The sequence below is a fragment of the Aquipseudomonas ullengensis genome, assembly GCF_014174475.1.
In the GTDB taxonomy this organism is placed as follows: Bacteria; Pseudomonadota; Gammaproteobacteria; order Pseudomonadales; family Pseudomonadaceae; genus Aquipseudomonas; species Aquipseudomonas ullengensis.
This window is the reverse complement of sequence record NZ_JACJUD010000002.1, coordinates 498,111-524,312: the sequence shown is the minus strand read 5'-3', so window position 1 is coordinate 524,312 and position 26,202 is coordinate 498,111. Positions and strand designations below refer to the sequence as shown.

Below are 26,202 nucleotides of genomic sequence, written 5' to 3'. Positions count from 1 at the left end.
GCTTTTAGGTGAAAGTTATATGACAGCGGAACTTTTTAAGCCGATCGTTCATAAGTAACAAAAAGCCTCAGCCTGGCCGCTTTCCTGTAGGAGCCCGCTTGCTGGCGATCGCGAAGCTCGGTTGATCGCCAGCAAGCGGGCTCCTACACAAACGCGATTTGCTCAGCGGGCCGTGCGCCTGCGCCTGCGCCGCGCCAGCCAGAAGTCCAGGCTCAGCCAACGACCGGCGCCGCCGAAGAACAGCACCAGCAGCATCAGCAGGTAGGTGGCGGCAAACTCGATGCCGTTGTTGAGCACCACCAGCTTGCCGCTGCTGGTCAGCCAGTCGTAGTTGCCATGCTCTTGCAGCAGCTCGCGCGCCCGCGCCAGCTTGTCCACCGAATCCAGTACGCGCTGGTTGGCAAACGGCGCCGACGCATCGGCAATCGCCTGCCAGCCGTATGGCCAGTGCACGCTGGCGATCGCCACCAGCATGGTCACCATCAGCGGCACAGTGATCCAGCGCACCGCCAGGCCGAACAGCAGCAGGATCGCCCCACCCGCCTCGCTCAGCGCCGCCAACCAGGCCAGCAACGCGGGGAACGGCAGGCCAAGGCCCCAGTCGGGGTTGCCGAACCAGGCGATGGTCGCGTCCATATCCGCCAGCTTGTTCATCCCGGCCATCCAGAAAATCGGCACCAGGTACAGGCGCAGCAACAGCGGCGCGACAAAATCGAGGCGGCGGGTAGCGTCCAGGCAATCCTGGAGGCGATTGAAAACAGTCAGCATGGTCATCTCCATCGGCCGGGCAGCGCAGCCCGGCGCTCAGTCGTGGGCAGGAAACCAGATGGCCTGGCGCTGCCACTCTTCGAGCAATGCGCGGGCCTGGGTGAAATAGTGCTTGTCAGCCGCCAGGCCGCTCTCTGTCGCCAGCTCCAGCAAGGCTGAGGTACTGCCCTCGCCCGCCTGCAGGCGCAGCGCCAGGCGATAGGCGAAGGTCGAGAGCTGCTGGAAGCGCACCTGGTCAGCGTCGTCGCGCCAGGCCAGCAGGCAGGTCGGCTCGGCCGGTGGCACAGACGGGCGGCAATCCGCCCCCAGTTGCTGCACCGGCCAGACGTAGGCCAACGGCCAGGCCAGTGGCGACCAGCCCTGCGCGGGCAATTCAGCGCTCGCCACATCCAGCGCCAGCTCCACCCACTCGTAGTGCGCCAGCTCCACCAGGAACGGCGGATCGCCCGCCTCGGCCCGATAGCCGTGCTGCAACCAGGCGATGAACTCCTCGCCAATCTGCAGGAAATACGGAGTGCGGCAGCGGTGCCCGGCGATGAACGCACGCAACAGGCGCTGCCAGCGTTGCTCGTCGAACAGCCGGCGCAGCACCGGAAAGCCGCTGTCGATAAAGCCGGCGATATTGTTGAAGAACAGTGTCTCGTACAGCGCCATGCGTTCGGCAGGCACACCGGGTAGCAAGGCCTGCGCGTGCGGCTGGCGAATGCGCGCGGCAAAGGCGCGCTGGCTGTGCTCAGTCATGGCCACGCTGCCGTTGCAGGGCGCGGATCTGCGCCACTTCGGCGTAAAGCTCGCTCACCGGCGGGAAGTTGAAGTCGCGCTCAAGCAAAGTCGGACGCACCCCATGCAGCGCATAGGCATGCTCCAGCAGCGCCCACACCGGGTCGCACACGGGGGCGCCGTGGGTGTCGACCTTCAGTTCGGCGCTGTGCTGGGCATGCCCGGCCATGTGCAGGTAAGCGATGCGCTCGCCCGGCATGGCGGCGATATAGGCATGCGGGTCGAAGGCGAAGTTGTGGCTGTTGACGTAGACATTGTTGATATCCAGCAACAGGCGGCAGTCGCCCTCCGCCAGCACGGCGTTGACGAAGTCCGCCTCGTCCATCTCGCCCGGTAGGCGCGCGTAGGCCGAGACGTTCTCGATGATCAGGGGCCGCTCCAGCACATCCTGCACGGTGCGGATGCGCTGGGCGATGCGTTGTACGGAGGCCTCGCAGAACGGCAGCGGCATCAGGTCGTACAGCTGGCCGTCATCGGCGCAAGCCGACAGGTGCTCGCTGTAACCCCGGATGCCGTGCGCGTCGAGGAAAGCCTTGATGGCGCGCAGCAGGTTCATGTCCAGCGGCGCGAAACCACCCAGGTTGAGGGACAGGCCATGGCAGAGGAACGGCAGGCGCTCGGTCAGCGCCCGCAGCTGGCGACCGAAACGCCCGCCGATGCCGATCCAGTTCTCCGGGGCGACTTCGAGGAAGTCGACCTGGCCAACGGCACTGTCCTGCAACGCCGCCAGCAAGCCGCGGCGCAGGCCAAGGCCGGCGCCGCTGACGAAGCTGGGCATGGTCTGCTGCATGCCCACTTACTCGGCCTTCTTCTCGCCGCAGCTGCCTTCCTTCATGGCCTTGCCTTCTTCGCCACAGCTGCCTTCCTTGGCCGCCTTGTCGGCGCCGCACTTGCCCTCTTCGCCGGCCTTGGCGGCATGCTCGCCCTGCTTCATTTCGGCGCCGCACTTGGCTTCGCCACAGGAACCGTCCTTGGCCTTTTCCGTGCCGGCAACGCTGTAACCGCTGCTCAGCTCCTGGGCGGCGAAGGGGTTGCTGGCAGCCTGAGCCGTGACGCTGGTGCCGACCAGGGCGAAGCCGAGGGTCACGAGGGCGGAATTCAGATTGTTCATGGTGTGTCTCCGGTCTGGGTCATTATCCGAGAGGCCGGCATGGCCCCTTCGTGACACTAGACGGAGCACCCCGAGCGACGTTACAGCAGCTGTGCAGTTTTTTTCGCAGGCAGAAAAAAGCCCGGAAATTCCGGGCTCGTTTTCAATCCTGGGGAGGCTCCCGGCGCTGCTGCGCCAAGCGCTCGGCCAGGCTATCCAGCTCGGGAATCACTTCGTCGGGGAGCGTGCGCAGCACGGCCTGGGTCACCCGCATCTGGCGGATGAAGCGCCGGCAATTGCGGCAACTGGCCAGGTGCACGCGCACCGCCAGACGCTCACGAAAGCCCAACTGGCCATCGAGAAAGTCGCTGGAATGGGCCACCAGTTCCTGGCAGGTCAGCATTGGCCGGTCTCCTCGAAATGCTCAAGCGTGGCGAATACCTTGAGCCGCGCGCGGTGCAGCAGCACCCGCACATTGGAGAGCGAAAGCTCGAGAAGATTACAGATCGCCTCCAACTCCAGACCTTGCCGCTCACGCAGCACCAGCACGCTGGACTGCAGCTCCGACAGGCTGGCGAGGGTCTTTTCCAGGCATTCGCGCAGTTCGCTCTCGCTGAGCAGCGCCTCGGGCGAGTCCTCGTGCCAGGACGCTGGCGCGCTCGCCCAATGCCCATCCCCGGCGAAACGCTCGGCACCGACACTGCCATGCGGGCCGGGCAGATCGTCCAGCAGCACTTCGCGGCGGTTGTGTTTGAGGCGGGTCTTGGCGGTGTTGGCGGTGATGGTCAGCAGCCAGGTCTTCAGGCTCGAGCGCTGCTGGAAGCCGTCGAGGCTGCGCACCACCGCCAGCCAGGCGTCCTGCACCACTTCATCGGCGTTGCGGCTGCCGACGATGGCATAGGCCACCGCGCGCATGGCGCCCTGGTAAGTGGCGACCAGCTCGCGAAAGGCCTGCTGCTCGCCGGCACGCAGGCGGGCGAGCAAGCCCTGGTCGTCACTCGCCAAGGGCAATCAGCCCTGTTTGCGCAGGATCACGCTGCCGATGGAGTAACCGGCGCCGAAGGAGCTGAGTACGCCCAGGCTGCCGACCGGCAGGTCGTCCTGATTCTTGTGGAAGGCGATCACCGAACCGGCCGAACTGGTGTTGGCGTAGGTGTCGAGGATCACTGGCGCCTCACCTGGCTCGGCATCGCGACCGAGCAGCTTGCGGGCGATCAGCAGGTTCATGTTGAGGTTGGCCTGGTGCAGCCAGAAGCGCTTCACGTCGCCGACGTTGAGCTGGTTTTCCTGCAGGTGTGCGGCAATCAGCTCGGCAACCATCGGGCACACGTCGCGGAATACCTTGCGGCCTTCCTGCACGAACAGCTTGTCCGGCGCGCCGACACCCTCTTCCGCTGCGCGGTTGAGGAAGCCGAAGTTGTTGCGGATGTTGTTGGAAAACTGGGTCAGCAGCTTGGTGCCGAGGATGTCCCACTGGTGCGCCGAGGTGGCCAGGTCGGCACGCTCGATGATCACCGCCGTGGCGCCATCGCCGAAGATGAAGTGGCTATCGCGGTCACGGAAGTTCAGGTGGCCGGTGCAGATCTCCGGGTTGACCATCAGGATCGCCCGGGCCTGGCCGGTCTGTACCGAGGTCACCGCCGCCTGGATGCCAAAGGTAGCCGAGGAGCAGGCCACGTTCATGTCGTAGCCCCAGCCATTGATTCCCAAGGCAGCCTGGACTTCGATGGCGACGGCCGGGTAGGCACGCTCCAGGTTGGAGCAGGCGACGATCACGCCGTCGATATCGGCGACAGTGCGACCGGCACGCTGCAGTGCCTGCTTGGCGGCTTCCACGGCCATCTGGCAGAGGATGCCCCACTCTTCATTGCTACGCTGCGGCAGGCGCGGAGTCATGCGCTGCGGGTCGAGGATACCGGCCTTGTCCATCACAAAGCGGCTCTTGATGCCCGATGCCTTCTCGATGAACGCTGCGCTCGATTCGGTCAGCGCCGCCACGTCGCCACGCTCGATGGCGTCGGCGTTGTCGGCGTTGAACTGCTGGACATAGGCATTGAAGGACTCGACCAGCTCTTCGTTGGAGATGCTGTTCGGCGGGGTATACAGGCCAGTGCCACTGATTACGGCTTTGTGCACGGGGCATTCCTCTTCTTCTATGGCCGCCCAAGGCGGCTGGCTTGACGGTTGCACTCCGGCGGTAAGCCGGTGGCGCGAATTCTCAACAGGCGCGGTTGGGGACCGGCAGGACACGCCGCACTGTAAAAGGCAGAGTGTGCCATAGCCCTGGCCCCTAGCGCTCCCATGGCAAAGCGGCAGCGGACTGACGGCAGGCCGCTACGGCTTCTGTAAAGATGCTCAATCATGCAGCGAAGGCACAGCACACAGCAGGCATTTTCGGAAAAAACGATGCCATTGCCGAGAATTGACAGAGCACCGTCAACGCTCCGAAGCAGCTGCGCACAGAAGACGGTCCCATGACGCAATCGAGCCACAGAGGCAATACCGCTGATCGCCCCCGTCATGCAGGACGGCACGGAAATTCTGATCCAGACTGGGTAAACCCGGTTCAGGCAGGAGCCCATCCCCAAAAAATGGATAGGCCAGTTAACCCGGTGCAGCCTTCACGTTTATCCGTGTAACTTCCACACCAATACCTGCCCTTCCCTTGCCGAGGATGTTGACGTGTTTGCCACAAATACAATTTTCCTGGTGGTCGACGATGTCGAATCCATGCGCAAGATCAACGCCGCCCAGCTGCGCACCCTCGGCGCCAGCCAGATAATCCTGGCCAACAATGGCGCCGATGCCCTACGCATCCTCACCCGCCAACCGGTGCATGTGATCCTCTCGGACTGGAACATGCCGGTAATGGACGGCCTGGAACTGCTACAGACGGTACGCGCCCACCCGCGACTGGCACACCTGCCGTTCATCATGATCACCGCTGAATCCGACCGGGCGCAGATCATCCAGGCGGCAGAGGCCGGCGTCAGCGACATCCTGCTCAAGCCCTACACCAACCACGAAATGGGCCAGCGGGTCAGTCGCGCCATGCAGCGGCTACCGCGCGAGCCAGCTACCGCCCGTAGCGCATCGGCAGCCAGTAGCGATACGTCCGCGAGCCCAGCCGAACAGGCGGCGCAACCTCGCGCGAAGCAACGCCCTACCCTGCTGGTGGTGGATGATGTGCCAGACAACCTGATGCTGATCTCCGGCCTGTTCCAGGACGAATTCCGCGTACGGATCGCCCATAACGGCCAGAAGGCACTGACTATCTGCACCTCGGACAACCCACCGGATCTGTTGCTGCTCGACGTGATGATGCCCGACATGGACGGCTTCCAGGTCGCCGAGGAGCTGCGCAAGCACCCCACAGCCTGCAACCTGCCACTGATCTTCATCACCGCCATGACCGATGCCGAGTCGCGGCAGAAAGGTCTGGAACTGGGCGCGGTGGACTTCGTGAGCAAACCGATCGACCCCACACTCTTGCAGTTGCGGGTGCGCAACCTGCTGCGCCACGTGGAGTTGCACAAGAACCTGCAGACCGACTACGACAACATGCTGGAACTCAGCCGCCTGCGCGAGGATGTCGAACGCATCACCCGCCACGACCTAAAGGGCCCGTTGGCCGGAATCATCGGCCTGGTGCAAAACCTGACCGACGAATGCACGCTGAAACCCCAGCAAGCCGAGATGCTGCATCTCGTAGAAGAAAGCAGCCTGCAGCTGATGCAGATGATTAACCTGTCCAACGAGCTGTACAAGATCGAAACCGGCCGCTTCCTGCTGGACGCCAAGCCCGTCGATCTGGCCCACATGCTCCGCCGCCTGGTGCAAATTACCGGGGCAGCCTTCGCCGAAAAGGAGCTGCAGCTGGGTCTGCAAATTCCGCAGGGCAGTCCCATTCAGGGACTGGGTGATGCGATGCTGTGCTACTCGCTGCTGCAGAACCTGCTGAAGAACGCCTGCGAAGCCGCCCCTCCACAGAGCCAGGTAAACGTCCGGCTGAGCCAAGAGAATGGGCTGGTGCAGGTGTGCATGGAAAACCAACCGGCCGTGCCGGCCGAGATCCGTGAGCGCTTCTTCGAAAAATTCGCCACCTACGGCAAGCAGGGCGGCACCGGCCTGGGCACCTACTCGGCGAAGCTGCTCAGCGAGGCGCAGCATGGTCAACTGGAACTGCAGGTCGATGACCAATTGGACCAGACCAGGCTGACGTTCATCTTGCCGAGCGCAGCAGCCAAACCGCACGATTGAACACCCCGCAGCAGCCAGCTGACAGAGCGCGGGCACCCTACGAGGAACGGACATGGCCCTGCATACCTGGCTGATCTACTTCACTGCCATCATCGGCCTGTCACTGACGCCCGGCCCCAATGGCCTGCTCGCCCTCACCCACGGCGCGCTCTATGGCCATCGCCGAACCCTGTGGACGATTGCCGGTGGCGTGATCGGTTTCGTGGCGCTGATGGCCCTGTCGATGTTCGGCATCAGCGCCCTGCTCAACGCCTCGGTGCACGCGCTGGTGATCCTAAAATGGGCTGGCGGGGCTTATCTGATCTGGCTGGGCATTCAGCTCTGGCGCGCACCGGCGTTGCAGCTCAGCGCGGTTGACCCGGCGCAGCTCAAACCCGGCCCGCAGCTGTTACGCCAGGGGTTGCTGTCGGCGATCTCCAACCCCAAGGTGATTCTCTTCTACGGCGCCTTCCTGCCGCAGTTCCTCGACCCGCAAGGCAACCTCTGGCTGCAGTTCGCCGTGATGGCGCTGACCTTCGCCCTGGTCGAAGGCCTGGTGGAGTATGTGCTGGCCCGCGCGGCGCACCGTATCCGTCCCTGGCTGGAACGCAGCGGCAAGGGTTTCAACCGTTGCTGCGGTGGCCTGTTCGCGCTGATGGGCGCAGCCCTGCCGTTGACCCGCTGAGCAATAACGCCGCCCCACCCGGCGGCGTTTGTGGGTAAGCTAACCGTCGTTCTGCCCGAGATGCCCGACGCGCATGCGCCGGGCCGTATTACTCGCCCGGTATCTTCATGCGCCTGCTGCCTTTCCTCCTGCTGATCCTGTGTACTGGCGCCCTCGCCGAAGAGCGGCCGCTGCGCTTCTCGGTGACCGAAAGCTGGGCCATGCCGATGATGCGGATCGAGGATGGCCAGGCCACGGGCGGCATCCTGTATGACTTGCAGATGCGTCTGGCGCAGAAGGTCGGCCGCCGCGCCGAACTGCTGGTGATGCCGCGCAAGCGCGTGCAGCAGATGCTGGTGCGCGGCGAGATCGACGTGCGCTGCTACGTCAATCCGGCCTGGCTGCAGGAGTCGCACTATCAATACATCTGGAGCGTGCCATTCATGGTCCAGCGCGACGTGCTGGTGCGCCGCACCCACGAGCAACCCTTGCGCCCGAACCAGGTGCAGGGCGAGATGGTTGGCGCCGTGCTGGGCTTCGTCTACCCCGCCCTTGAGCCGATGTTCACCAGCGGGCACCTGTTGCGTGATGACGCGCGCACCCAGGAGCTGGTGCTGGAGAAGTTGGAAGCCAACCGCTATCGCTATGCGGTGAGCAATGACCTGATGCTGCACTGGTTCAACCGCCAGCAGCCAGCCCAACGGAAACTGCAAGAGGTGCGCGAGCTGAGCACCGACCTGGTTTCCTGCATCGTGCGCGACGAGCCGGACGTGCCCACCATGAAGCTGCTGCGCGCCCTGGTGCAGATGAGCAACGACGGCGAGTTCGAGGCCATCCTGGCCAAGTACCGCTAGCTCGCCGCGCCATCCACGCGGGTTGCACCCGCCCTACCGCCTGTCTGAAGCAACCTGGGTCCCCGCCTTCGCGAGGACGACGGAGGTGGGGATAAACCCTGCGCAGGCTGCCAGGCTACGTAAGGTGGATAACGCTCCGCTTATCCACCCAGCCGCACAAACAGCCCGCCTCATCCTTGATGGATCGACACTGAATATCCGCCCGTCATCCCCGCGAAGGCGGGGATCCAGTGGCCGGCCACTCCTTGTGCCCTGTATCTGCACGCTGCCTGAAACCGCCTGGGTCCCTGCCTGTGCGAGGACGACGGGAGTGGGGATAAACCCTGCGCGGGACTCCAGGCTACGTAGGGTGGATAACGCTGCGCTTATCCGCCGCTTCGTTACAGCCCCGACTTCAGCTTGCTGAACGCCCGTGTCAGCGCGCGGTTGAACGCCGGGCTGTTGTCGTTCTTGGTGTACAGCTTGGCGCGCAGCTCCTGCGGCGGGTAGGTGCCGGGGTCGGCGAGGATCGCCGGATCGACCGTGGCATTCGCCGCCGGCACTGCGTTGGCGTAGTAGATGGTGTTGGTGATGGCGCCGATCACCTCGGGGGTCATCAAGTGATCCATCAGCGCCAGCGCGGCCTGCGGGTGCGGTGCGTCCTTGGGCACCACCATCGCGTCGAACCAGATCAGCGTGCCTTCACGCGGGATGCTGTAGTGCAGGCTGTAGGGCTTGCCGGCCTGTTGCGCCTGGCCGGCGGCGATCGACACGTTGCCGTTCCACGACATCGCCAGGCAGGTATCACCGTTGGCCAGGTCGGCGATGTTGCGGTCGTTGTCGAAGTAGCGGATCGACGGCCGCACCTTGGCCAGGTGCGCTTCGGCCAGTTTGAGGTCGTCGAGGCTCTGCTTGTTTATGTCCAGGCCCAGGTAGCGGAAGGTCGCAGCAAACACCTCGTTGGGATCATTGAGGAAGCTCACCCCGCAATCGGCGAATTTGGCCACCACCGCCGGATCGAGCAGCATCGCCCAACTGTCGGTCGGTGCATTGGCCATGCGCTTGGCGATGGCCTGCTGCTGATAGCCGAAGCCGGTGGTACCCCAGACGTACAGGCCGGCGTAACGGTTGCCCGGATCGAAGGCCGCCATGTGCCCGGTGAACTCCGCATCAAGCCCAGCGAAGTGCGGCAACGCGGCCTTGTCCAAGGGTTGCAGGGCGCCGCTGCTGATCGCTCGCTGCAGGTGCTGGCCGGCCGTCAGTACCAGGTCGTAGCCGCTGCGCCCGGTGAGCAGCTTGGTTTCCACGGTTTCCAGCGAGTCGAAATGGTCGACCACCACCTTGATCCCGGTCTTCTCCTCGAAGCTGCTCAGGGTGTCGGGCGCCAGGTACTCGCTCCAGATGTACAGGTTGACCTGCTTCGGTGCCTCGGCCGCCTGCGCATGCGCGCCAACAGCCAGGGCCAGTGCCAGTGCCAACAACGAGGTGGAAAACTTCATGTTTTTCTCCTTAACCGCGCGTCGGCGCGGCGTACTGCGGCATGGTGATGCAGGCGACGTTGCCGCCACCCAGGAGGATTTCCCGCGAGTTCTCGATGCCGAGGATGCGGTGCTTGGGGAACAGCTCGGCCAGGGTGGCCTGGGCCACGCGGTCGCAGGGGTCGTTGAACAGCGGCACGACGATGGCCGAGTTGCCGGCGTAGTAGTTGATATAGGAGGCGCAGATCTGGGTGCCGGCCTGGCGTGTATGGGTGGCGTCGTCCTGATCCAGGCCCTCGGCCTCTTCCGCCGTCCACTCCAGCACACGCGGTTGCGGCAACTTGTGTACCTCCAGTTCGCGGCCCTGGGCGTCACGGGTGCTGCGCAGGATGTCGTAGGCCTCCTGGTAGATTTCCCACTGCGGATCGTCGCGATCATCGGTCCACTGCTGCACCACCACGCCAGGGCGGACGAAGCAGGCTAGGTCGTCGATATGGCCGTCGGTTTCGTCGAACTTGCAGCCGCGCGGCAGCCAGATCACCTGTTCGGCACCGAGGTAGCCCTGCAGACGGCGGGTCACTTCGTCCTTGCCCAGGTGGGCGTTACGGTTGCGGTTGAGCAGGCACTGCTCGGTGGTCAGCAGAGTGCGCTGGCCATCGGTCTGGATGCCGCCCATCTCGGCGATGAAGGGCGCGCGGTAACGGTCGTAGCCTTCGATCTCGAGGATCTTCTGCGCGATCTGGTCGTCTTTGTCCCAGGGGTAGTAGAGGCCGCCGTCGAGGCCGCCGTAGGCGTTGAACTCGAAGTCCACGCCGCGCACCTCAAGGCTGTCGTCATTGACCAGGAAGGCCGGGCCGCTGTCGCGGAACCAGGTGTCGTTGCAGGTCATTTCCACCACCCGCACATGGGCCGGTAACTGGCGGCGGGCGTTGGCGTACTGGCTGGCCGAGGCACACACGGTGACCGGCTCGCTGCTGGCGATGGCGCTGACAATATCAACCCAGACCTTCTGCGCCGGCTTGGCGCCGTTGCGCCACACGTCGGTGCGCTCCGGCCAGCCGAGCCAGCAACGGGCCTTGGGTTCGAATTCACCGGGCAGGCGGAAGCCGTCGGCTTTGGGCAGAGAGGTCAGGGAACGGGCCATTGCAGGGTACTCGTCGGTGGCTGAGGAATAGCCCGACAGTACCCGTGGCAGAGCGCCCGCGACCAATGACCATTATCGCGGGATAGCTGAATTTAATTCACAAATCGACCAACTGATCGGTGAACCACTCGACGAACTGCGCCACCGCTGGTTTGTCCAGACGCAGCCGTTCGCAGACTAGCGCGTACTGCCCGAGCGAGGCCACGCTGGCGGCGAACGGACGCACCAGGCGGCCGCTGGCGAGGTCCTCGGCGCTGGTCAGGTTGTCGCCGATGGCCACACCCTGGCCGCGTGCGGCGGCTTCCATGGTCAGCCCGGCATGACCGAGATACAGGTGACGCTGCGGCTGGATATCGCCGGCGTGGGTGGTCAGCCAGGCAGTCCAGGTCTTGCCGTCCTGGTCGTCGTGCAGCAGGCAGTGCCGAGCCAGATCACGCGGGTGCTTGAGCGGCAGTTGGTTGAACAGGCCGGGGCTGCACACCGGGAAAAACAGCAGAGTCGGCAATGGCCGCACGAAGTAGGCGCTGCCATCCGCCGGGCCGGTGCCGTAGGTGATCGCCAGGTCGATTTCCTCGCCCGGCTGGGTCGCCTCCAGCGGCTGCTCGTAGAGGTGCAGGGTGATCTGCGGATAGCGCTCGCTGAAATCCGCCAAACGGCCGATCAGCCACTTCTGCGCCAGCTCGGCAGTCACTGCGATGCGCAGCTGCGCCTGGGAACCGGGGTCACGCAGCTCGTCGCAGGCCTCACCGATCAGCTCGAAGGCCTGCTGCAGGCTGCGCAACAGGCGCTTGGCCTGCGGCGTGGGGCGCACCTGGCGGCCGTCACGCTGGAACAGGCTGGCACCGAGCTGTTCTTCCAACTGGCGGATCTGATGGCTGACTGCGCTATCGGTGACGCACAGCTCGGCAGCGGCCCGACCGAAATGCGCATGCCGCGCCGCCGCTTCAAAGGTGCGCAGCGCAGTGAGTGACGGCAGGCGACGCATAGGTGACTTCCCGGGCAAACAGTTAGAGGTTCAGCTTCTTCATGCAGATGCCGGCCACTTCGCGCAGGCCATTTTGCACATCGGCCGGCAACTGCGGCTGATCCAGCCCGGCAAGCTGGGCCGGGCTGAAGCGCTGGGCAATGTTTGCCACCGTGCACTCGCAGTAGGCCTCGGCGACCTTGGCGTCGAGCGCATCACGCGCGCTGGTCAGGCAGGCCTGCTTGAACATTTCGCGCGCCGGCCACGGTTCGGCATGCGCCACCTGGCTGCTGAGTAGCAACGCCAGAACGGTCCCCAGTTTGATACGGCTCATGCATGGCCCCTTGTTGGCTGGTCAACGTGTTGCATCACCCAGTACAGCTAACTCGCGGAGGCCGGAAGAAACTCGAGCAGCTCGCGGGTATCGCACTGGTCCGCGTCCAGGTACTGCTCGGCATAACGCAGGCAGGCCCCGGAGCGCAGGAAGATACTGAACAGCTCGGGGTCCAGATGCCCCTCCTCGCTCATGTTGCGCATGATACGCAGCGCCTGCGCCAAGGTCTTGCTCGGTTTGTAGGGGCGGTCGCGGGCGGTCAGTGCCTCGAACACGTCGGCAATCGACATCATCCGCGCCTGCGGGCTGAGCTGGTCGCCGGTCAAGCCGCAGGGGTAGCCCTTGCCGTCCATGCGTTCGTGGTGGCCGCCGGCGATCTCCGGGATCTGCGCCAACTCGGCGGGAAACGGCAGGGCATTGAGCATGCGGATGGTCTGCACAATGTGCTCGTTGATCTTGAAGCGCTCCTCCTCGGTGAGGGTGCCACGGCGGATAGACAGGTTCTTCAGTTCGCCACGGTCATACAGCAGCTCGGGGATTGGCATGTTGAAGCCCCAAGGATTGTCTGCCGCGTAACGCTCGCTGTCGCGCCGTTCGATGCGTTGTTCGGGCCGGTCGGCGAGGAGCTGCTCCAGCACCGGCAAGGGCTCCACCGGTTGCGCCTCCTTGCGCAGGCGCTCTTCGCCGGAGATGCCCAGGCGATCATCCAGGGTGCGCAGCCAGGTGCGTTCGGCGATGGCGTGCAGGCGCTGCAACTGCTCTTCGCCCATGAACTCGCTGCCGGTGTTGCAGGCGGCGACGAAGGCGAACTCTTCATCCAGCGTGGTCAGCAGGGCATCGCGCGCGGCGCGTGCCGACTCCACCTCGGCACCGTCCTGCAGGGCCTGCAGGTAGCTGATCTGCGCGTCGCGCTTGAGCACCTCGAAGCGCGTACGCACTTCATGGATGCGGTCGTACAGGGTTTCCAGCTTGGTGGCTTTGTCGACCACATATTCCGGGGTGGTGACTTTGCCGCAGTCGTGTAGCCAAGAGCCGATATGCAGTGCCCGCCAGTCATCGCTGCTCATGCTGAAGTCGGCGTAGGGCCCCTGGGTTTCCGCGCATGCAGCTTCGGCCAGCAACTTGGCGACTTCCGGCACCCGCGAGCAGTGGCCGCCGGTGTAGGGACTCTTGGCATCAATGGCACTGGCGATCAGTTCGATGAACGCCTCGAACAACTGCCGCTGCAATTCGATCAGGCCATGGGTTTCCAGCGCCACTGCAGCGAAGCCGGACAAGGCTTCGACGAAGTGCAACTGGTGGCTTTGCAGCGGTGCCTCATTGAACAGCACCAGCGCGCCAACCCGCTGCTGCCGGCGGTTGAACAGCGGCACATTGAGGGTCGCCGTCGGCGGCAGATTGAGCCTCGCGCAGGCCTCGCCGTCGGCCGGCTGGGCCAGCAGGCGCTGCTCGGCCAGGGCCTGCTGCGCGCCGAACAAAACGGTGCCGGCCGCTTCATCCAGCTCCAGCGCCTGTTCCTGCCAGAGCCCTGCCATCAGCTGCAACGCATCGCCCTGCTGGATATACAGCAGGCCGCCCCGTGCCCCGCTGGCCTCACAGGTGCTGCGCAGCAAAGTCGGCAGCAGGTGCTCGAGATTGGTCTCGGCACTCAGGCGCCCCAGGGTGGTGATGAAGCGCTGCAGCGTCTCGCCGCTGTCGCTCATGGCGCTGTCCAGCTCGCGCACCTCGGTGATCTTGCTGCGCAGCGGCGTCTTGCCGGCCTCGAAATCGAAGTTACTCAGGGCCTGCGCCTTGCGCGTCAGGGTGCCAAACGAAGCCACCAGCAAGCCGGATAGCCAGATCGCCAGGGGCACGGCCAGCAGCAGGATGAACAGGGTGTCGGTGAACATGCCGTTACGGATGGTGCGGGCAGCGGCGAACAGTTCGTCCTCCGGGACCAGAATGTCCAGCAGCAGCGGCTCGGACTCTTCCAACTGCAGAAGCAGGCGCTGCACATGCCAGGTACGCGAGCCGACCTGCCGCTTCAACAAGCCCACCGTTGCCACCTGCGGCAAGTCGACCAGGGCTTTCAGTGCGGGCTCCGGCAGCTCGGCCAGGCGCGGCGGTTCACGCCGATCAGGGTGGAAAACGCTCGGATCATCGGTCGCCAGCACCTGGCCCGTGAGGTTGCTGAGGATCAGGCGCGTCGAGGCCGTCATGCGGTTTTGCTGGAGCATCTGGTCAAGCCGGTGATGGCTCAGGTCGGCCCCTACCACCCATTGTTTGTCCTCGGTCGCCAGGGCAATGGTCGAGCCGATTTCGTCGCTGTTGAAGAAATGATAGGGCGCCGTGCGGATGATGCCCCGGCTGGCCAGCGCCTGCTGAAACCAGGGCCGCTGCGGGGCCGCGAGCTGCGCGGACTGCGGATCGTCACGCCGCGCCAGTTCTTCCAGCGCGGCATTGAAATACAGGCGCGTGGCCTGCCCCGCTTGCGGGTTGATGCTCAAGGCCACGTAGGCGGTGTCCTCCGGCACCTGCGGGTCCAGCGACTGTAACGGGCGCCGCAGGTAGAACAGGTTGCCCTGCTGATCGGCAAAGAAGAACGCCCGCGCCGCCGGCAGTGCGTGCAGCGCCTCGGCCATCAGCGGCAGCATGCGCAACTGCTCGACCAACCCGGCGCTGCGCAGGTTCGAGTTGCGCGCAAACAGGCGCACCGCCGAGCGAATCGGCACCAGGTTGGAAGAAAACTCGCGCCGGGTCACATCGCCCGCACGCTCGGCCGCCATCAGCGCATTGCGGTAGATCACCCGCGTGCCGCGCTCATAGGCGAGCAAGGCAATGGTGACCCCGGTGCAGATCACCAGGAACACGCAGGTCAATACGATCAACGGGCGGAGTCTGATGCTACGAGGCATGGCTGCTGGTCCTTGGCATGTTCGACGGCGCCGGGCCCGGCACCGCTCCATCGTGTCCACAAATGCATGGTTTTGACTTTAGTCGATGCTCCCCGTCTGGCAGAAAAACGGCCCCGACAGCCTACCGGAGGCGCCCCGGCCTTCTGCCCCATACGTGCGCTGCGCCTCACTCCAGGCACCTCGCCCGGCCCTGTCATCCGAGCTTAATCAACGCCCCCTACCCTCGCCTTGCTTGATCGATAGCGGGGCCAGGCACACTGGCGCAGTCCCGAATCACGCCCTCCTCCATCACTTGATACAGGGACTTTTCGCATGATCATTCGCACTCCGCTGACCCTCTCCCTCGCCATTTCCGCCGCCCTGCTGGGCAGCGCCGCGCCGAGTTTCGCCAAGGACGACCCGCAGGACGCCAAGGCCCTGATGAACCGCCAGGCGCGTGGCGACATCACCGAATATGGCGGCGCCCGCCGGGTCAGCCGCGACCTCACCGACGCGCTGAAAGACTCGCTCAGCGACAAGACCGCGAAGAACGTCATCCTGCTGATCGGCGATGGCATGGGCGACTCGGAAATCACCATCGCGCGTAACTACGCCCTGGGCGCCGGCGGCTTCTTCAAGGGCATCGACGCCCTGCCGCTGACCGGCCAGTACACCCACTACGCCCTGCACAAGGACAGCGGCCTGCCGGACTACGTGACCGACTCCGCCGCCTCCGCCACCGCCTGGTCGGCCGGGGTGAAAACCTACAACGGCGCCCTGGGCGTGGACATCCACGAGAAGCCGCACAAGACCCTGCTGGAAATCGCCAAGCAGAACGGCAAGGCCACCGGCAACGTCTCCACCGCGGAAATCCAGGACGCCACCCCGGCGGCGCTGTTCTCCCACGTCACCGGGCGCAAGTGCTACGGCCCCAACGCCACCAGCAGCCAGTGCCCGAGCAACGCCCTGGAAAACGGCGGCCTCGGCTCGATCAGCGAACAACTGCTCAACACCCGCCCGGACGTGGTTCTCGGCGGCGGCTCCGCGACCTTCAATGAAACGGCCAAGGCCGGCAAATGGAGCGGCAAGACCCTGCGCGCCCAGGCTAGCGAGCGCGGCTTCCAACTGGTGGACAACCTCAACGGCCTCAAGGCAGTGAAGAGCGCCAACCAGAAACAGCCGCTGCTGGGCCTGTTCTCCGCCGGCAACATGCCGGTGCGCTGGCTCGGCCCACAGGCCAGCTACCACGGCAATCTCAACCAGCCCGCCGTGGTCTGCCAACCCAATGCAGAGCGTACCGCCGATATCCCGACCCTGGCCGACATGACGGTCAAGGCCATCGATCTGCTCAAGGACAACCGCAAGGGTTTCTTCCTCCAGGTCGAAGGCGCCTCCATCGACAAGCAGGACCACGCCGCCAACCCATGCGGGCAGATCGGTGAAACCGTCGACCTCGACGAAGCCGTGCAAAAAGCCCTGGCCTTCGCCAAGGCCGATGGCAACACCCTGGTCATCGTCACCGCCGACCACGCCCACTCCAGCCAGATCGTCGCCCCGGAAACCTCGGCGCCCGGCCTGAGCCAGATGCTCACCACCAAGGATGGCGCCCCGATGGCCATCAGCTACGGCAACTCCGAAGGCAGCTCGCAGGAACACACCGGCAGCCAACTGCGCATCGCCGCCTACGGCCCGCACGCCGCCAACGTCACCGGCCTGACCGACCAGACCGACCTGTTCTTCACCATCCTCAACGCGATGGACAGCAAGAAGTAAGCGCATCACCGCTCCCCGAGGATTGAGCGGGCAACCGCCTTCGGTGCTGCCGGACTCCTCTGGATTCCCGCCTGCGCGGGAATGACGGAGTGGGTGGGACGACGATGTGCCACACCCCCTACTTCGTCATTACTCGCTGAGCTCGCCCATTCGGGCCGCACTGAAGTGCGTTCAGCGCAAGCGCTGTCCCGCGCAGGCGGGAATCCAGCTCGGGGCTGAGCGAGCGAGGGGCAACACGCTATTGGGACATAGCCATAAAAAAGGGCATGCCAGCATCACCGGCACGCCCTCTTCCCATCCGGATTGCTTAGCCGTTGAGCCGCTTCACCAAACGCGCCTGCAGCTTCTCCAGTTCTGCCGCATCAGCCTTCTGACTGGCGTGCACACCCAGCGTGTCACCCTCGTAGCGCGGCACGATGTGCATGTGAATGTGGAATACCGTCTGCCCAGCCGGGTTGCCGTTGAACTGCGCCACCTGCACACCGGCCGGCTCCAGTTCCGCCACCAGCACGCGGGTGAGCTTCTGCACCGCCAGGGCCATCTTGCTCAGGGCACCCGGGTCGACTTCAAGGATATTGCGCGCCGCCGAACGCTTGGGAATCACCAGCGTGTGGCCGTAGGACTGCGGGAATACATCGAGGAAGGCGAGCACGTCGTCGTCCTCGTACAGCTTGTAGCAAGGGGCTTCGCCACGAATGATCTTGGCAAAGATGTTCTGCGAATCGTAATCGCCGTGCAGGCTCATCAGGTTCTCCTTGGGCTGCGTTGAAGGGTTGCCACGCCAATCGCGTGGGGAACAAAGCCATGGGGGCGAACCATACCGCCTTCTCGCGGGCCAGGTAAAAACAGGATGCGCATTCACGCCTGTGTGCTCGGCCCGCTATCCTGCCTTTTTGCCATCCCGACCGGAGTTCGCATGTCAGACCTCAGCGCCTACCCCATCACCCGCAAATGGCCCGCCGCCCACCCCGAGCGCCTGCAGCTCTATTCGCTGCCGACGCCCAACGGGGTCAAGGTCTCGATCATGCTGGAAGAGATCGGCCTGCCCTACGAGCCGCACCTGGTCAGCTTCGAAACCAACGACCAGCTCACCCCGGAATTCCTCTCGCTCAACCCGAACAACAAGATCCCGGCGATCATCGACCCCAACGGCCCGGACGGCAAAGCCCTGCCGCTGTTCGAGTCTGGCGCGATCCTGATTTACCTCGCCGACAAGACCGGCCAGCTCATCCCCCAGGACGCCGCCGGCCGCTACGAAACCATCCAGTGGCTGATGTTCCAGATGGGCGGCATCGGCCCGATGTTCGGCCAGGTTGGCTTCTTCCATAAGTTCGCCGGCAAGGACTTCGACGACAAACGCCCGCGTGACCGCTACGTCGACGAAGCCAAACGCCTACTCGGCGTCCTCGACCGCCGCCTGGAAAACCGCAAATGGATCATGGGCGACGCCTACAGCATCGCCGACATCGCCTGCTTCCCGTGGATCCGCAACCTGGTGGGCTTCTACGGCGCTGGCGAACTGGTGGAGTTCCACCGCTTCCCCAATGTGCAGCGCGCGCTGGAGGCTTTCGTCAGCCGCCCGGCAGTGATTCGCGGGTTGGCGATTCCGAAGCGCGATTGAGGGGTGTTGGAGGGTGATCGGCGGATAGCTAGCCCAGCCGCTCAGCATTAAGTGACTGGCTATCCGTACCTGTTCAATTGCCGATGACGGAAACCGGCCAGAAATCGCCCTTCACGCGCTGTTGGACTAGGTTCCGCTGTCTTCCACTACGGTGGGCGTTGCCGCCGACCCTGCCAACAGGCCGCCGTCAATGTTGAACTCACTGCCGGTGATGTATGCAGCCTCATCCGAGGCGAGTAACAGGGCCAGGGCGGCCACTTCTTCGGGCATCCCGAATCGTCTGAGCGGAGTGTCTCGAACCAAGTCAGCCATTCGCGCATCACGCCCTGCATCAGTACCCAGCATGGGCTCCCAGATGGGCGTGAGAATGGCTGCCGGGTGAATCGAGTTGCATCGGACTTTCAGTCCTTGCTCGGCGCAGTACAGCGCCACCGTCTTGGTGTGGTTACGAACGGCAGCCTTGGACGATGCGTAGGCTGCGGCACCTGGAATGCCGACCAGGCCGGAGCGAGATGAGATGTTGATAATGGAGCCAGCGCCTGAATGGCGCATGGCGCGAATGGCGTACTTGCAGCCCAGGAATACACCGTCGAGATTTGTGCGATGCACATCGTGCCAGTCCTCCAGACGCGCATGTTCCGGATCATGCCGCACGGCACCTCGCTCAAATCCGGTAATACCCGCATTGTTCACCAGGACGTTCCAGCTGCCGTGGTCCTTCATTACCTGCGTCGCCGCACGCTGCCAATCTTCTTCGCACCGCACATCCAGGCGCAGATAACAGGCGCGATCGCCCAGTGAATTTGCGACCGCTTTGCCGAGTTCGTCGTTTATATCGGTGACGTAGACAAAGCAGCCTTCTTGCACGAAGAGTCGTGCAATCGCGGCGCCAATCCCTTGGGCTGCACCCGTAATGATCGCGACCTTGGAAGTTAGTTTATGGTCCATAAAGAATGAGCTCCCTTGGCGTGACGTGTGCATAACATGAAAGCAGTCTATGCCCCATGCCGTGCTATCGCCTGGAAAACGGCTGCTGTCGTAGCAGCAAGTAGTGCTGTAGGGCGGGTGAAACCCGCGTGAGCGGTTGCGCGGGTTTCACCCGCCCTACTCTCAACTGCCGAAGTACCAGGCATAAGCGATCAATGGCGCGACCCCTGCCAAGAGAGTTACCGTCTGCTTGATTGGTCCGGATCGAATCAGGTAGCTCTTGGTCGGTTTTCGGGGGTTGTAATAAACCGTCACCCCGCCTGCGGAGTCGATATCGATTCCCTGCATTTGCGCCTGGAGCACGATACGGGCATTGGCGCTCGCCATGACTTTCCACGGCGACAGGCGATTACCCGTGTAACGCTGGCCATCCACTTCGTAGGTGTACTCGACCTTGGCCAGGTAGTTCTGTTGCGACTGGACATATTCCTTGCCACCGAACGTCGCGACTTCTTGGCGGATGAGTTGCCCCGTCGTGCTGGGCCAATGCCATATCAGCCGCAGGTAGATGGCCGACGACAGCATCACTGCACTCACGTAGATCGCGGCCAGAAGGGCCAGGCTTTTTCCGTCTCCGGAGGCGGCCAGCTCGAAGGTTCGATAAACGGCAGCAAAACTGTCCATGTAGGGGCTCTTACTCGCGTGGTATGGGCTGAATCTACAGCTTCCCAGGCCGGCTCTCCTACCCCCTTTAGCAAGTAGCCTGGATATCTGCACGGTGGAAAACGCTGCGCGGTTTTCCACCCTACGTGATCTCGAGAACTCTGTAGGGTGGACAACGTTTACTTGTCCGCCAGCTTTTACTGATCGTTCCACGCTCCGCGTGGGAATGTAGCCGTTGACGCTCCAGCGTCCCCGCGTAACAGAAGCCACCCGCCCTACTCTCAACTGCCGATCACCCCACCCTCCAGCTGCCGGATTGCTCCCACGCAAGAGCGTGGCCGCCATCAGCGCATTCGCTATAACCAGTACAAGCACGTGATGTCAGAGGAGACGCACCATGGAGCGATTCACCGGCGGCTGCCTGTGCGGCGATGTGCGACTTGTCGCGACGGGACGCCCCTATCGGGTCGGCCTTTGCCACTGTCTCGACTGCCGCAAGCACCATGGCGCGCTGTTCCACGCCTCGGCGATCTTCCCCGAGGCGGCGGTGACCATCGAGGGCGAAACGGGCAACTACGCCGGACGGCATTTTTGCCCGCGCTGCGGCTCGTCGGTGTTCTCACGCACCGCCGACGAAGTCGAAGTGCACCTGGGCGCCCTGGATGCGCCCAACCAGCTGATCCCCACCTACGAAAGCTGGGTCGTGCGCCGCGAGGCCTGGTTGCCGGCCTTTGCGCTCACCCATCGCTACGCACACGACCGCGACCACGGGGAGCGCTTCGAGGACTAGCCGCTAGCCCGGCGACTCAGAAGCGCCGGGTGCTGAGCAGTTCGTCCAGCACCCGCGTGGGGACACGGAACGGCATCGACATGTGGTCTTCGCCCGCTTCGATCTGGAAGTCGCTGCGCAGCCCGTATTGCGAGAGGTTTTCCAGGCGCAGTTGCAGCGAGCGCGCATCCTGGATTTCCTGGGGCATTTCGCGGTCGCCGATGAGCATGGTCAGGCTGCTGTGGGTCAGGTCGATCTTGCCGGCGTGGGCCTGTTGGGTGAATGCGCGCTCGTGCGCCAGCAGGTAGCGATCGCGCCACCACAGGCTCGGGCTGATGGCGATCACATGCTGGAACAGCGCCGGCCGGGTGAACAGGGTGTAGACGCCGAACATGCCACCGAAAGACCAACCCACCAGGCTGCGCTGGTCCTGGTCGACCTTGAAGCGCTCGTTGACCTTGGGCATCAGGCGTTTTTCGATGAAGTCGAGAAACAGGTCCTGGCCGCCCTGGGGCGGGTCGTTGCGCTCCGCCGGTTGCGGCGGCGAGAGGTCGAAGGCGCGGCGGTTGAAGTCGTACGGCGTATCGCTCGGGTAGCCGATGGCGACCACAATCGAGCCCTTCAAACGGTCCTGGGTGCGCTTGGCGGCATGCAAGGCCGGGAACAGCGCGTTGCCATCCACCACATAGATCACCGGGTAGCCGCCGGTATAGGGCACGTCGCCCTCCGGCAGGCTGACCATGATGCGGTAGTCGCGCCCTTCGGCGCTTTTCATCTGCCATTGCTCGGTACCGTCCAGGGTTACCGGTTCGGCCTGGGCGGCATTCAAGCCACCCAGCAACAGGGCGCCGAGGACAGTTGCTGCGCTGCGCAGCCAGCCCAGGGCGATCACCAGCTGTAGCTCAGGCTGGTGACTACGCTGCGGGCTTCACCGCGGTAGCAATAACCGTCCTGGCAGTTGATGTACTGCTTGTCCGTCAGGTTGCGGGCATTCACGGCCAGGCGCACGCCGTCCAGGCTGGCGCCGAAGTCGTAGTGCACGCCGGCGTCGAACAGGGTGTAGTCCTCGCTCTTGGTGGTGTTCATGTCATCGCCATAGACGCTGCCGGTGTAGCGCGCACCGGCGCCGAAGCCCAGGCCGAACGGCAGGTTGTAGTCGAGCCACAGCGCAGCCAGGTGGCGCGGGACGTCTTTCGGGTCCTTGCCTTCGTTACCGTCGTTGCTTTTGGTCACTTCGGGGTCGTTGTAGCTGTAGCTGGCGTTCAAGCGCAGGCGATTGCTCAGGTCAGCCACGGCTTCCAGCTCCAGGCCACGGGATACCTGCTCGCCGGTCTGCACGGTGTTGAGCGGGTCGTACGGGTCGCGGGTGGTCACGTTCTCTTGGGTCAGGTGGTAGAGCGAGGCGGTGTACATCGCGCTGCTGCCGGGCGGCTGGTACTTCAGGCCGACTTCGTATTGCGTGCCCTCGGTCGGCTTGAGCGGGCCACCGGCGTTGCTGCCGCTTTGCGGCAGGAAGGACTCGGCATAGCTGGCATAGGGCGCCAGGCCGTTGTCGAACAGGTACAGCGCGCCGAGCTGATAGGTGGTGGCGGAGTCGCTGGTCTTGCTGTCGGCGCCATAAAGGTTGTCGTTGCTGCGTGCGTGCACCCAGTCGCGGCGCAGGCCGCCGGACAGGCGCCAGCGGTCGAGCTCGACCTGGTCTTGCAGGTAGATACCGCTGCGCTGGCTCAGGTCGTCCTGGTCGACCAGTGCGGTGGTCGGTTTACCGACCGGCTGGTGGTAGTCGGGGGCGTTCATATCGATGGAGGGCCCAGGACCACTGGCATACAGCACCGAGCTGTCGTACCAGGCGTAGTCCCAGCCGGTCAGCAGGGTGTGTTGCAGATCACCGGTGGCGAAGCGGCTGACCAGGCGAGTGTCGCTGGTCACCGAATCCATATCCTCGTACACGCCCACCGCGTAGCGATCCATGACGCCGGCGGTGATGGTGCCGTCGGGCTGCAGGTACTGGTTGGTGGTGTCCAGTTGGCCGTAGCGCAGGTTCTGCTGCAGGCTGAAGGTCTCGTTGAAGGCGTGTTCGAACTCGTAGCCGACGGTCCACTGGCGCTGTTCGAGCTTGTCGAAATACTCGTCGCCCTGCCAGAAGTCGGTGAGGTAGTCGCCGTCCTGATAGAGCATCGGCGAGGCCGCTGTTTCGCGCTCCTGGTACTGCGCCAGCAGGGTCAGGCTGGTGTCGGGGTCGATCTGCCAGCTCAGCGACGGCGCGATCAGGCTCACGTCGTTGTCTAGCTGCTCGATGTCGTACTCGGCGTCGCGGTACACGCCCACGGTGCGGAACAGCACGTCGCCGTCTTCATCCAGCTTGCCGCCGATATCGAACTGGCCCTGCTGGTGGTCGTTGGTGCCGCCCTGCACCTCGACCTGGTTCTTCGCCAGCAGGCTGGGGCGTTTGCTCACCCGGTTGACCATGCCGCCGGGGCTGATTTGGCCGTAGAGCACCGAGGCCGGGCCCTTGAGCACTTCGATGCGTTCCAGGGTGTAGGCCTCGGTGCCGTAGATCGACAGCCAGCCGTTGTAGGGCTGGCGCAGGCCGTCGAGGAAGTCGGCGGACATGGTGGTGTCGAAACCGCGCACACTGATGGTGTCGAAGCGCGGGTCGAGGCCCGAGCTGCCCACGCGCACGCCGGCGCTGTAGGCCACGGCGTCCTGCACGCGGTCGACGTTGCGGTCGGCGATCTGCTCGGCAGTGACCACGCTGATGGCCTGGGCGGTTTCCAGGATCGGCTTGTCGGTCTTGCTGGCGCTACTGGCGTTGCTGGCGAAGTAGCCGGGGACCGGCGCGAAGGCGCTCTGCGTCCCCGCGGCGTCGATGTTGGTGGGATCCAGTTCGAGGCTGCTGTCGGTCTTGGCCGGCAGCACCACGTAACCGGACGGCGTTTTGTGGGCAACCAGGCCGCTGCTGCCGAGCAACGTCGCCAGGCCTTCTTCCAGCGAACCGCCACCGGCCAGGCCCGGGCTGCTCAGGCCACGCACCACGTCCGGCGAGTACGACAGGGTGATACCGGCGCGCTCGGCGAAGGTGCTCAGCGCCTGCGCCAACGGCCCGGCCGGAATGCTCGGTGCAGCCACTGCCGATACCGGCGAGGCGGCCTGGGCCGAAAGGCTCGCGCTGCCACTGATCAGGGCCAGCGCCAGGCAGATGGCGCCTGGCAATGTACGGTGCTGAAGCTGAAACGGCAGAGGGCTGGCAGAGCGCATGACGGTATCCATTGAGGGAGTGATCATCCCTAACCGGATGAGCTGCAGAAGTCCGACAGACTTTTTTGCGATTGCTGAAAATTTCTTGGGTGGGTACTGCTCGCCCCCTCACCCCAGCCCTCTCCCCAGAGGGGCGAGGGGGTTTTCCGAGCTGGCCTGCTGCTCTGTGCCAGGTAGAAGATCGGATGGTTCAAACGGGTTTACAGGATGTACGGGGAACCCCCGGTAAAGGACGCCTCGGGCCGTTTGGATGTTCCTTATTACGACGCATAGGTTGGAGTGATTGAACGGGTTGTCGTGGTGCACGGCCAGCTCCCTCTCCCCGCTGGGGAGAGGGCTGGGGTGAGGGGGCTAGGCCGCCGACTCGATGCGCACCCACCAGCGCGTGCGCTCGACGATGCGTACCGGCAGCAGATGAGTGAGATTGCGCAGCATCAGCGCAGGCTCATCCAGGTGGAACACCCCGGACAGGTGCAGATTGGCCACCGCCGCATCGCAGCCCAGCCAGCCACGCCGGTAGCGCCCGGCCTCGGCCAGGAAGTCGCCCAGGCGGATGTCGTTGACCACCAGCAGGCCGCGGGCCCAGGCGAAGGGATCGAGCGGCCCCTTGCCCAGCGGCAACAGCTCCTGCGCCGATACGCTGAGCCCCTCACCAGCCTGCAGCCGGCGTTGCCCAGCCGCGGCGGAAACCAGCACCTCGCCGCGCTCGACACGGATCTCGCTGAAGCCCTCCCGTTCACGCAGCAGCACCCGCGCCTGGCGCCCCTCGCACGCGGCGAAGCGGCAGCGCGCACGCCACTGCGCGCCCTCCACCAGCATTTCGCCGCTGCGCAGCAATAGCTCGCCGCCCTGCACATCCAGCGCGCTATCGGTGTTGAGCAGCACCTCGACGCCCTCACCCACGTCCAGCCGACGGCGCTCGCCAATCGTCGTGGCAACGTCGGCACGCCAGCTCGGCTGCGTCTGGCTGACGAGCAGCGTCGAGCCACCCACGGCCAAGCCAAGGCCGAGCAACTTGAGCGTGCGCCGACGGCTCAGGTCGGCTTCGGCGCGCTGCAACAGCGGCAAGGTTTGCGCCGGCAACTGGCTGGCCTGGAACAGTCCGCCCATCTGCTGCAGGCGTTGCCAGGCCAACTGATGACGGGCGTCGTCACGCAGCCAGTCCTGCAACTGCCGCTGCAGCTCGGCATTGCCGGCCTGGGCGCGCAAGCGCATCTGCCACTCGATGGCCGTGCACACGATGGACTCGGGCAGGCGCTCGGCAGCCGCGCTCATTGCCCACCCTCGAAGCACGCGCGGTAGCAATGCAATAGCGCGCTGGCTACATGGCGCTCGACGGTGCGGCTGGAAATGCTGAGTTCCAGCGCCACCTGGGTGTGGGTCAGGCCGCCAAGCTGATACAGCAGAAAAGCCTCGCGCACGGCCGGCTTGAGGCCATCGAGCAACTGCGCGATGCGCTCCAGGCACTGCAAGGCTTCATGGCGAACTTCCGGCGAGGGGTGGCTGGGCTCGGGCAACTGCGCCAGCGCTTCGAGGTAGGCCCGCTCCAGCGCATCACGCCGCCACAGGTCGATCACCAGGCCACGGGCGATACGCGCCAGCAGTGCACGAGGAGCCTGCCCGCTGATCGGTTGATTGCGCACCAGCAAGCGCACAAAGGTGTCCTGGGCCAGATCCGCCGCCTGCTGCGAACAGCCCACCGAGCGCCGCAACCAGCCACGCAGCCAGCCGTGATGCGTGCCGTACAGCACCTCGAAAGGAACGATCGAATCCAGTTCATGTAACGACATGGCGCGCCCCGGCCCGACAAGCACGAAAACCGCCCTGCATAGGCACGGCGAACGGGCGCACATTAATCGCGAATCATTCCCATTTCAATCTTTTTGACAAACAGGCTTCGCCCGGGAGGCCTCTCTGACGAGACGTTTCAGTGGAAATGGCGCTTGGGATGGTGAGTGGCGCCGGTCGGGCGCGCCTTACGCCATGCATTGCCAAGCACGCCGGCAGCAGCAACCGAGGCGCCC

25 protein-coding genes are annotated in these 26,202 nt (G+C 64.5%); 6 read left to right on the top strand and 19 right to left on the bottom strand.

The window, feature by feature from the left end; all coding sequences use genetic code 11:
- Window positions 1-162: 162 nt before the first annotated feature.
- The 7 genes from H3H51_RS07850 to H3H51_RS07820 form a co-directional block, all read right to left on the bottom strand.
- Window positions 163-768, bottom strand: coding sequence for an HvfX family Cu-binding RiPP maturation protein (locus H3H51_RS07850; RefSeq protein WP_183088493.1), 606 nt, complete (start codon window positions 766-768; stop codon window positions 163-165).
- A 36-nt stretch (window positions 769-804) separates the two neighbouring features.
- Window positions 805-1,509, bottom strand: a complete 705-nt coding sequence (locus tag H3H51_RS07845; protein WP_183088492.1) for an HvfC family RiPP maturation protein — start codon at window positions 1,507-1,509, stop codon at window positions 805-807.
- A complete protein-coding gene (locus H3H51_RS07840; protein WP_407926475.1) occupies window positions 1,502-2,326 on the bottom strand; it encodes an HvfB family MNIO-type RiPP peptide maturase in 825 nt (274 codons plus the stop codon). Before H3H51_RS07840 ends, H3H51_RS07845 begins: the two co-directional genes overlap by 8 nt.
- 18 nt (window positions 2,327-2,344) lie before the next feature.
- The gene (locus tag H3H51_RS07835; RefSeq protein ID WP_183088490.1) at window positions 2,345-2,659 is read right to left on the bottom strand and encodes a hypothetical protein; all 315 of its coding nucleotides are present in this window, start codon (window positions 2,657-2,659) and stop codon (window positions 2,345-2,347) included.
- Window positions 2,660-2,801: 142 nt separating this feature from the next.
- Window positions 2,802-3,041 (bottom strand): anti-sigma factor family protein, encoded by a 240-nt coding sequence (locus tag H3H51_RS07830; RefSeq protein WP_183088489.1) that lies wholly within the window; start codon window positions 3,039-3,041, stop codon window positions 2,802-2,804.
- Window positions 3,035-3,643, bottom strand: a complete 609-nt coding sequence (locus tag H3H51_RS07825) for an RNA polymerase sigma factor (protein WP_183088488.1) — start codon at window positions 3,641-3,643, stop codon at window positions 3,035-3,037. The genes H3H51_RS07830 and H3H51_RS07825 overlap by 7 nt, the downstream gene beginning before the upstream one ends.
- A 6-nt stretch (window positions 3,644-3,649) precedes the next feature.
- The gene (locus H3H51_RS07820) at window positions 3,650-4,774 is read right to left on the bottom strand and encodes a beta-ketoacyl-ACP synthase III (protein WP_183088487.1); all 1,125 of its coding nucleotides are present in this window, start codon (window positions 4,772-4,774) and stop codon (window positions 3,650-3,652) included.
- A 546-nt stretch (window positions 4,775-5,320) separates the two neighbouring features.
- Here H3H51_RS07820 and H3H51_RS07815 point away from each other — a divergent pair.
- From H3H51_RS07815 to H3H51_RS07805, 3 genes are all read left to right on the top strand, one after another.
- Window positions 5,321-6,898, top strand: a complete 1,578-nt coding sequence (locus H3H51_RS07815) for an ATP-binding response regulator (protein WP_220790894.1) — start codon at window positions 5,321-5,323, stop codon at window positions 6,896-6,898.
- 52 nt (window positions 6,899-6,950) lie between these two features.
- Window positions 6,951-7,562, top strand: coding sequence for a LysE family translocator (locus H3H51_RS07810; protein WP_183088486.1), 612 nt, complete (start codon window positions 6,951-6,953; stop codon window positions 7,560-7,562).
- A 107-nt stretch (window positions 7,563-7,669) separates the two neighbouring features.
- Window positions 7,670-8,395, top strand: a complete 726-nt coding sequence (locus H3H51_RS07805; protein ID WP_183088485.1) for a substrate-binding periplasmic protein — start codon at window positions 7,670-7,672, stop codon at window positions 8,393-8,395.
- A 380-nt stretch (window positions 8,396-8,775) separates the two neighbouring features.
- On the opposite strand, the gene H3H51_RS07800 is transcribed toward H3H51_RS07805, so the two are convergent.
- The 5 genes from H3H51_RS07800 to H3H51_RS07780 all read right to left on the bottom strand — a co-directional run bounded on the left by H3H51_RS07800 (window position 8,776) and on the right by H3H51_RS07780 (window position 15,188).
- A complete protein-coding gene (locus H3H51_RS07800; RefSeq protein ID WP_183088484.1) occupies window positions 8,776-9,873 on the bottom strand; it encodes an extracellular solute-binding protein in 1,098 nt (365 codons plus the stop codon).
- Window positions 9,874-9,883: 10 nt separating this feature from the next.
- Window positions 9,884-10,996: an agmatine deiminase gene (aguA, locus tag H3H51_RS07795; protein WP_183088483.1), complete on the bottom strand. Its 1,113-nt coding sequence runs from the start codon at window positions 10,994-10,996 to the stop codon at window positions 9,884-9,886.
- A gap of 97 nt (window positions 10,997-11,093) precedes the next feature.
- Window positions 11,094-11,981, bottom strand: a complete 888-nt coding sequence (locus tag H3H51_RS07790) for a LysR substrate-binding domain-containing protein (RefSeq protein WP_183088482.1) — start codon at window positions 11,979-11,981, stop codon at window positions 11,094-11,096.
- Window positions 11,982-12,003: 22 nt separating this feature from the next.
- On the bottom strand, window positions 12,004-12,294 hold the full coding sequence (locus H3H51_RS07785; RefSeq protein WP_183088481.1) for a hypothetical protein: 291 nt from the start codon (window positions 12,292-12,294) through the stop codon (window positions 12,004-12,006).
- 47 nt (window positions 12,295-12,341) lie between these two features.
- Entirely contained in the window at window positions 12,342-15,188 is a 2,847-nt protein-coding gene (locus H3H51_RS07780; RefSeq protein ID WP_183088480.1) for an HD-GYP domain-containing protein, read from the bottom strand.
- A 312-nt stretch (window positions 15,189-15,500) separates the two neighbouring features.
- On the opposite strand from H3H51_RS07780, the gene phoA reads away from it, so the two are divergent.
- Complete coding sequence (phoA, locus tag H3H51_RS07775; RefSeq protein ID WP_183088479.1) at window positions 15,501-16,940, top strand: alkaline phosphatase; 1,440 nt, start codon at window positions 15,501-15,503, stop codon at window positions 16,938-16,940.
- A gap of 307 nt (window positions 16,941-17,247) precedes the next feature.
- On the opposite strand, the gene H3H51_RS07770 is transcribed toward phoA, so the two are convergent.
- Complete coding sequence (locus tag H3H51_RS07770; RefSeq protein WP_183088478.1) at window positions 17,248-17,685, bottom strand: HIT family protein; 438 nt, start codon at window positions 17,683-17,685, stop codon at window positions 17,248-17,250.
- A gap of 171 nt (window positions 17,686-17,856) precedes the next feature.
- Here H3H51_RS07770 and H3H51_RS07765 point away from each other — a divergent pair, with 171 nt between their 5' ends.
- Window positions 17,857-18,561 carry a glutathione binding-like protein gene (locus tag H3H51_RS07765; RefSeq protein WP_183088477.1) on the top strand — a complete coding sequence of 235 codons (705 nt, stop codon included), beginning with the start codon at window positions 17,857-17,859 and terminating at the stop codon, window positions 18,559-18,561.
- A 126-nt stretch (window positions 18,562-18,687) separates the two neighbouring features.
- Here the strand turns inward: H3H51_RS07765 and H3H51_RS07760 are convergent, their stop codons facing one another.
- A complete protein-coding gene (locus H3H51_RS07760; RefSeq protein ID WP_183088476.1) occupies window positions 18,688-19,509 on the bottom strand; it encodes an SDR family oxidoreductase in 822 nt (273 codons plus the stop codon).
- A gap of 162 nt (window positions 19,510-19,671) precedes the next feature.
- Window positions 19,672-20,172, bottom strand: a complete 501-nt coding sequence (locus H3H51_RS07755; protein ID WP_183088475.1) for a DUF3592 domain-containing protein — start codon at window positions 20,170-20,172, stop codon at window positions 19,672-19,674.
- Between the two features lie 376 nt (window positions 20,173-20,548).
- Here H3H51_RS07755 and H3H51_RS07750 point away from each other — a divergent pair, with 376 nt between their 5' ends.
- On the top strand, window positions 20,549-20,941 hold the full coding sequence (locus tag H3H51_RS07750; protein WP_183088474.1) for a GFA family protein: 393 nt from the start codon (window positions 20,549-20,551) through the stop codon (window positions 20,939-20,941).
- Window positions 20,942-20,957: 16 nt separating this feature from the next.
- On the opposite strand, the gene H3H51_RS07745 is transcribed toward H3H51_RS07750, so the two are convergent.
- From H3H51_RS07745 to H3H51_RS07730, 4 genes are all read right to left on the bottom strand, one after another.
- Window positions 20,958-21,812 carry an alpha/beta hydrolase gene (locus H3H51_RS07745; RefSeq protein WP_328803633.1) on the bottom strand — a complete coding sequence of 285 codons (855 nt, stop codon included), beginning with the start codon at window positions 21,810-21,812 and terminating at the stop codon, window positions 20,958-20,960.
- Window positions 21,809-24,178 carry a TonB-dependent siderophore receptor gene (locus H3H51_RS07740; protein WP_183088473.1) on the bottom strand — a complete coding sequence of 790 codons (2,370 nt, stop codon included), beginning with the start codon at window positions 24,176-24,178 and terminating at the stop codon, window positions 21,809-21,811. The genes H3H51_RS07745 and H3H51_RS07740 overlap by 4 nt, the downstream gene beginning before the upstream one ends.
- Window positions 24,179-24,529: 351 nt before the next feature.
- Complete coding sequence (locus H3H51_RS07735) at window positions 24,530-25,453, bottom strand: DUF4880 domain-containing protein (protein ID WP_183088472.1); 924 nt, start codon at window positions 25,451-25,453, stop codon at window positions 24,530-24,532.
- Window positions 25,450-25,968 (bottom strand): sigma-70 family RNA polymerase sigma factor, encoded by a 519-nt coding sequence (locus tag H3H51_RS07730; protein ID WP_183088471.1) that lies wholly within the window; start codon window positions 25,966-25,968, stop codon window positions 25,450-25,452. Before H3H51_RS07730 ends, H3H51_RS07735 begins: the two co-directional genes overlap by 4 nt.
- Between the last annotated feature and the right edge of the window lie 234 nt (window positions 25,969-26,202).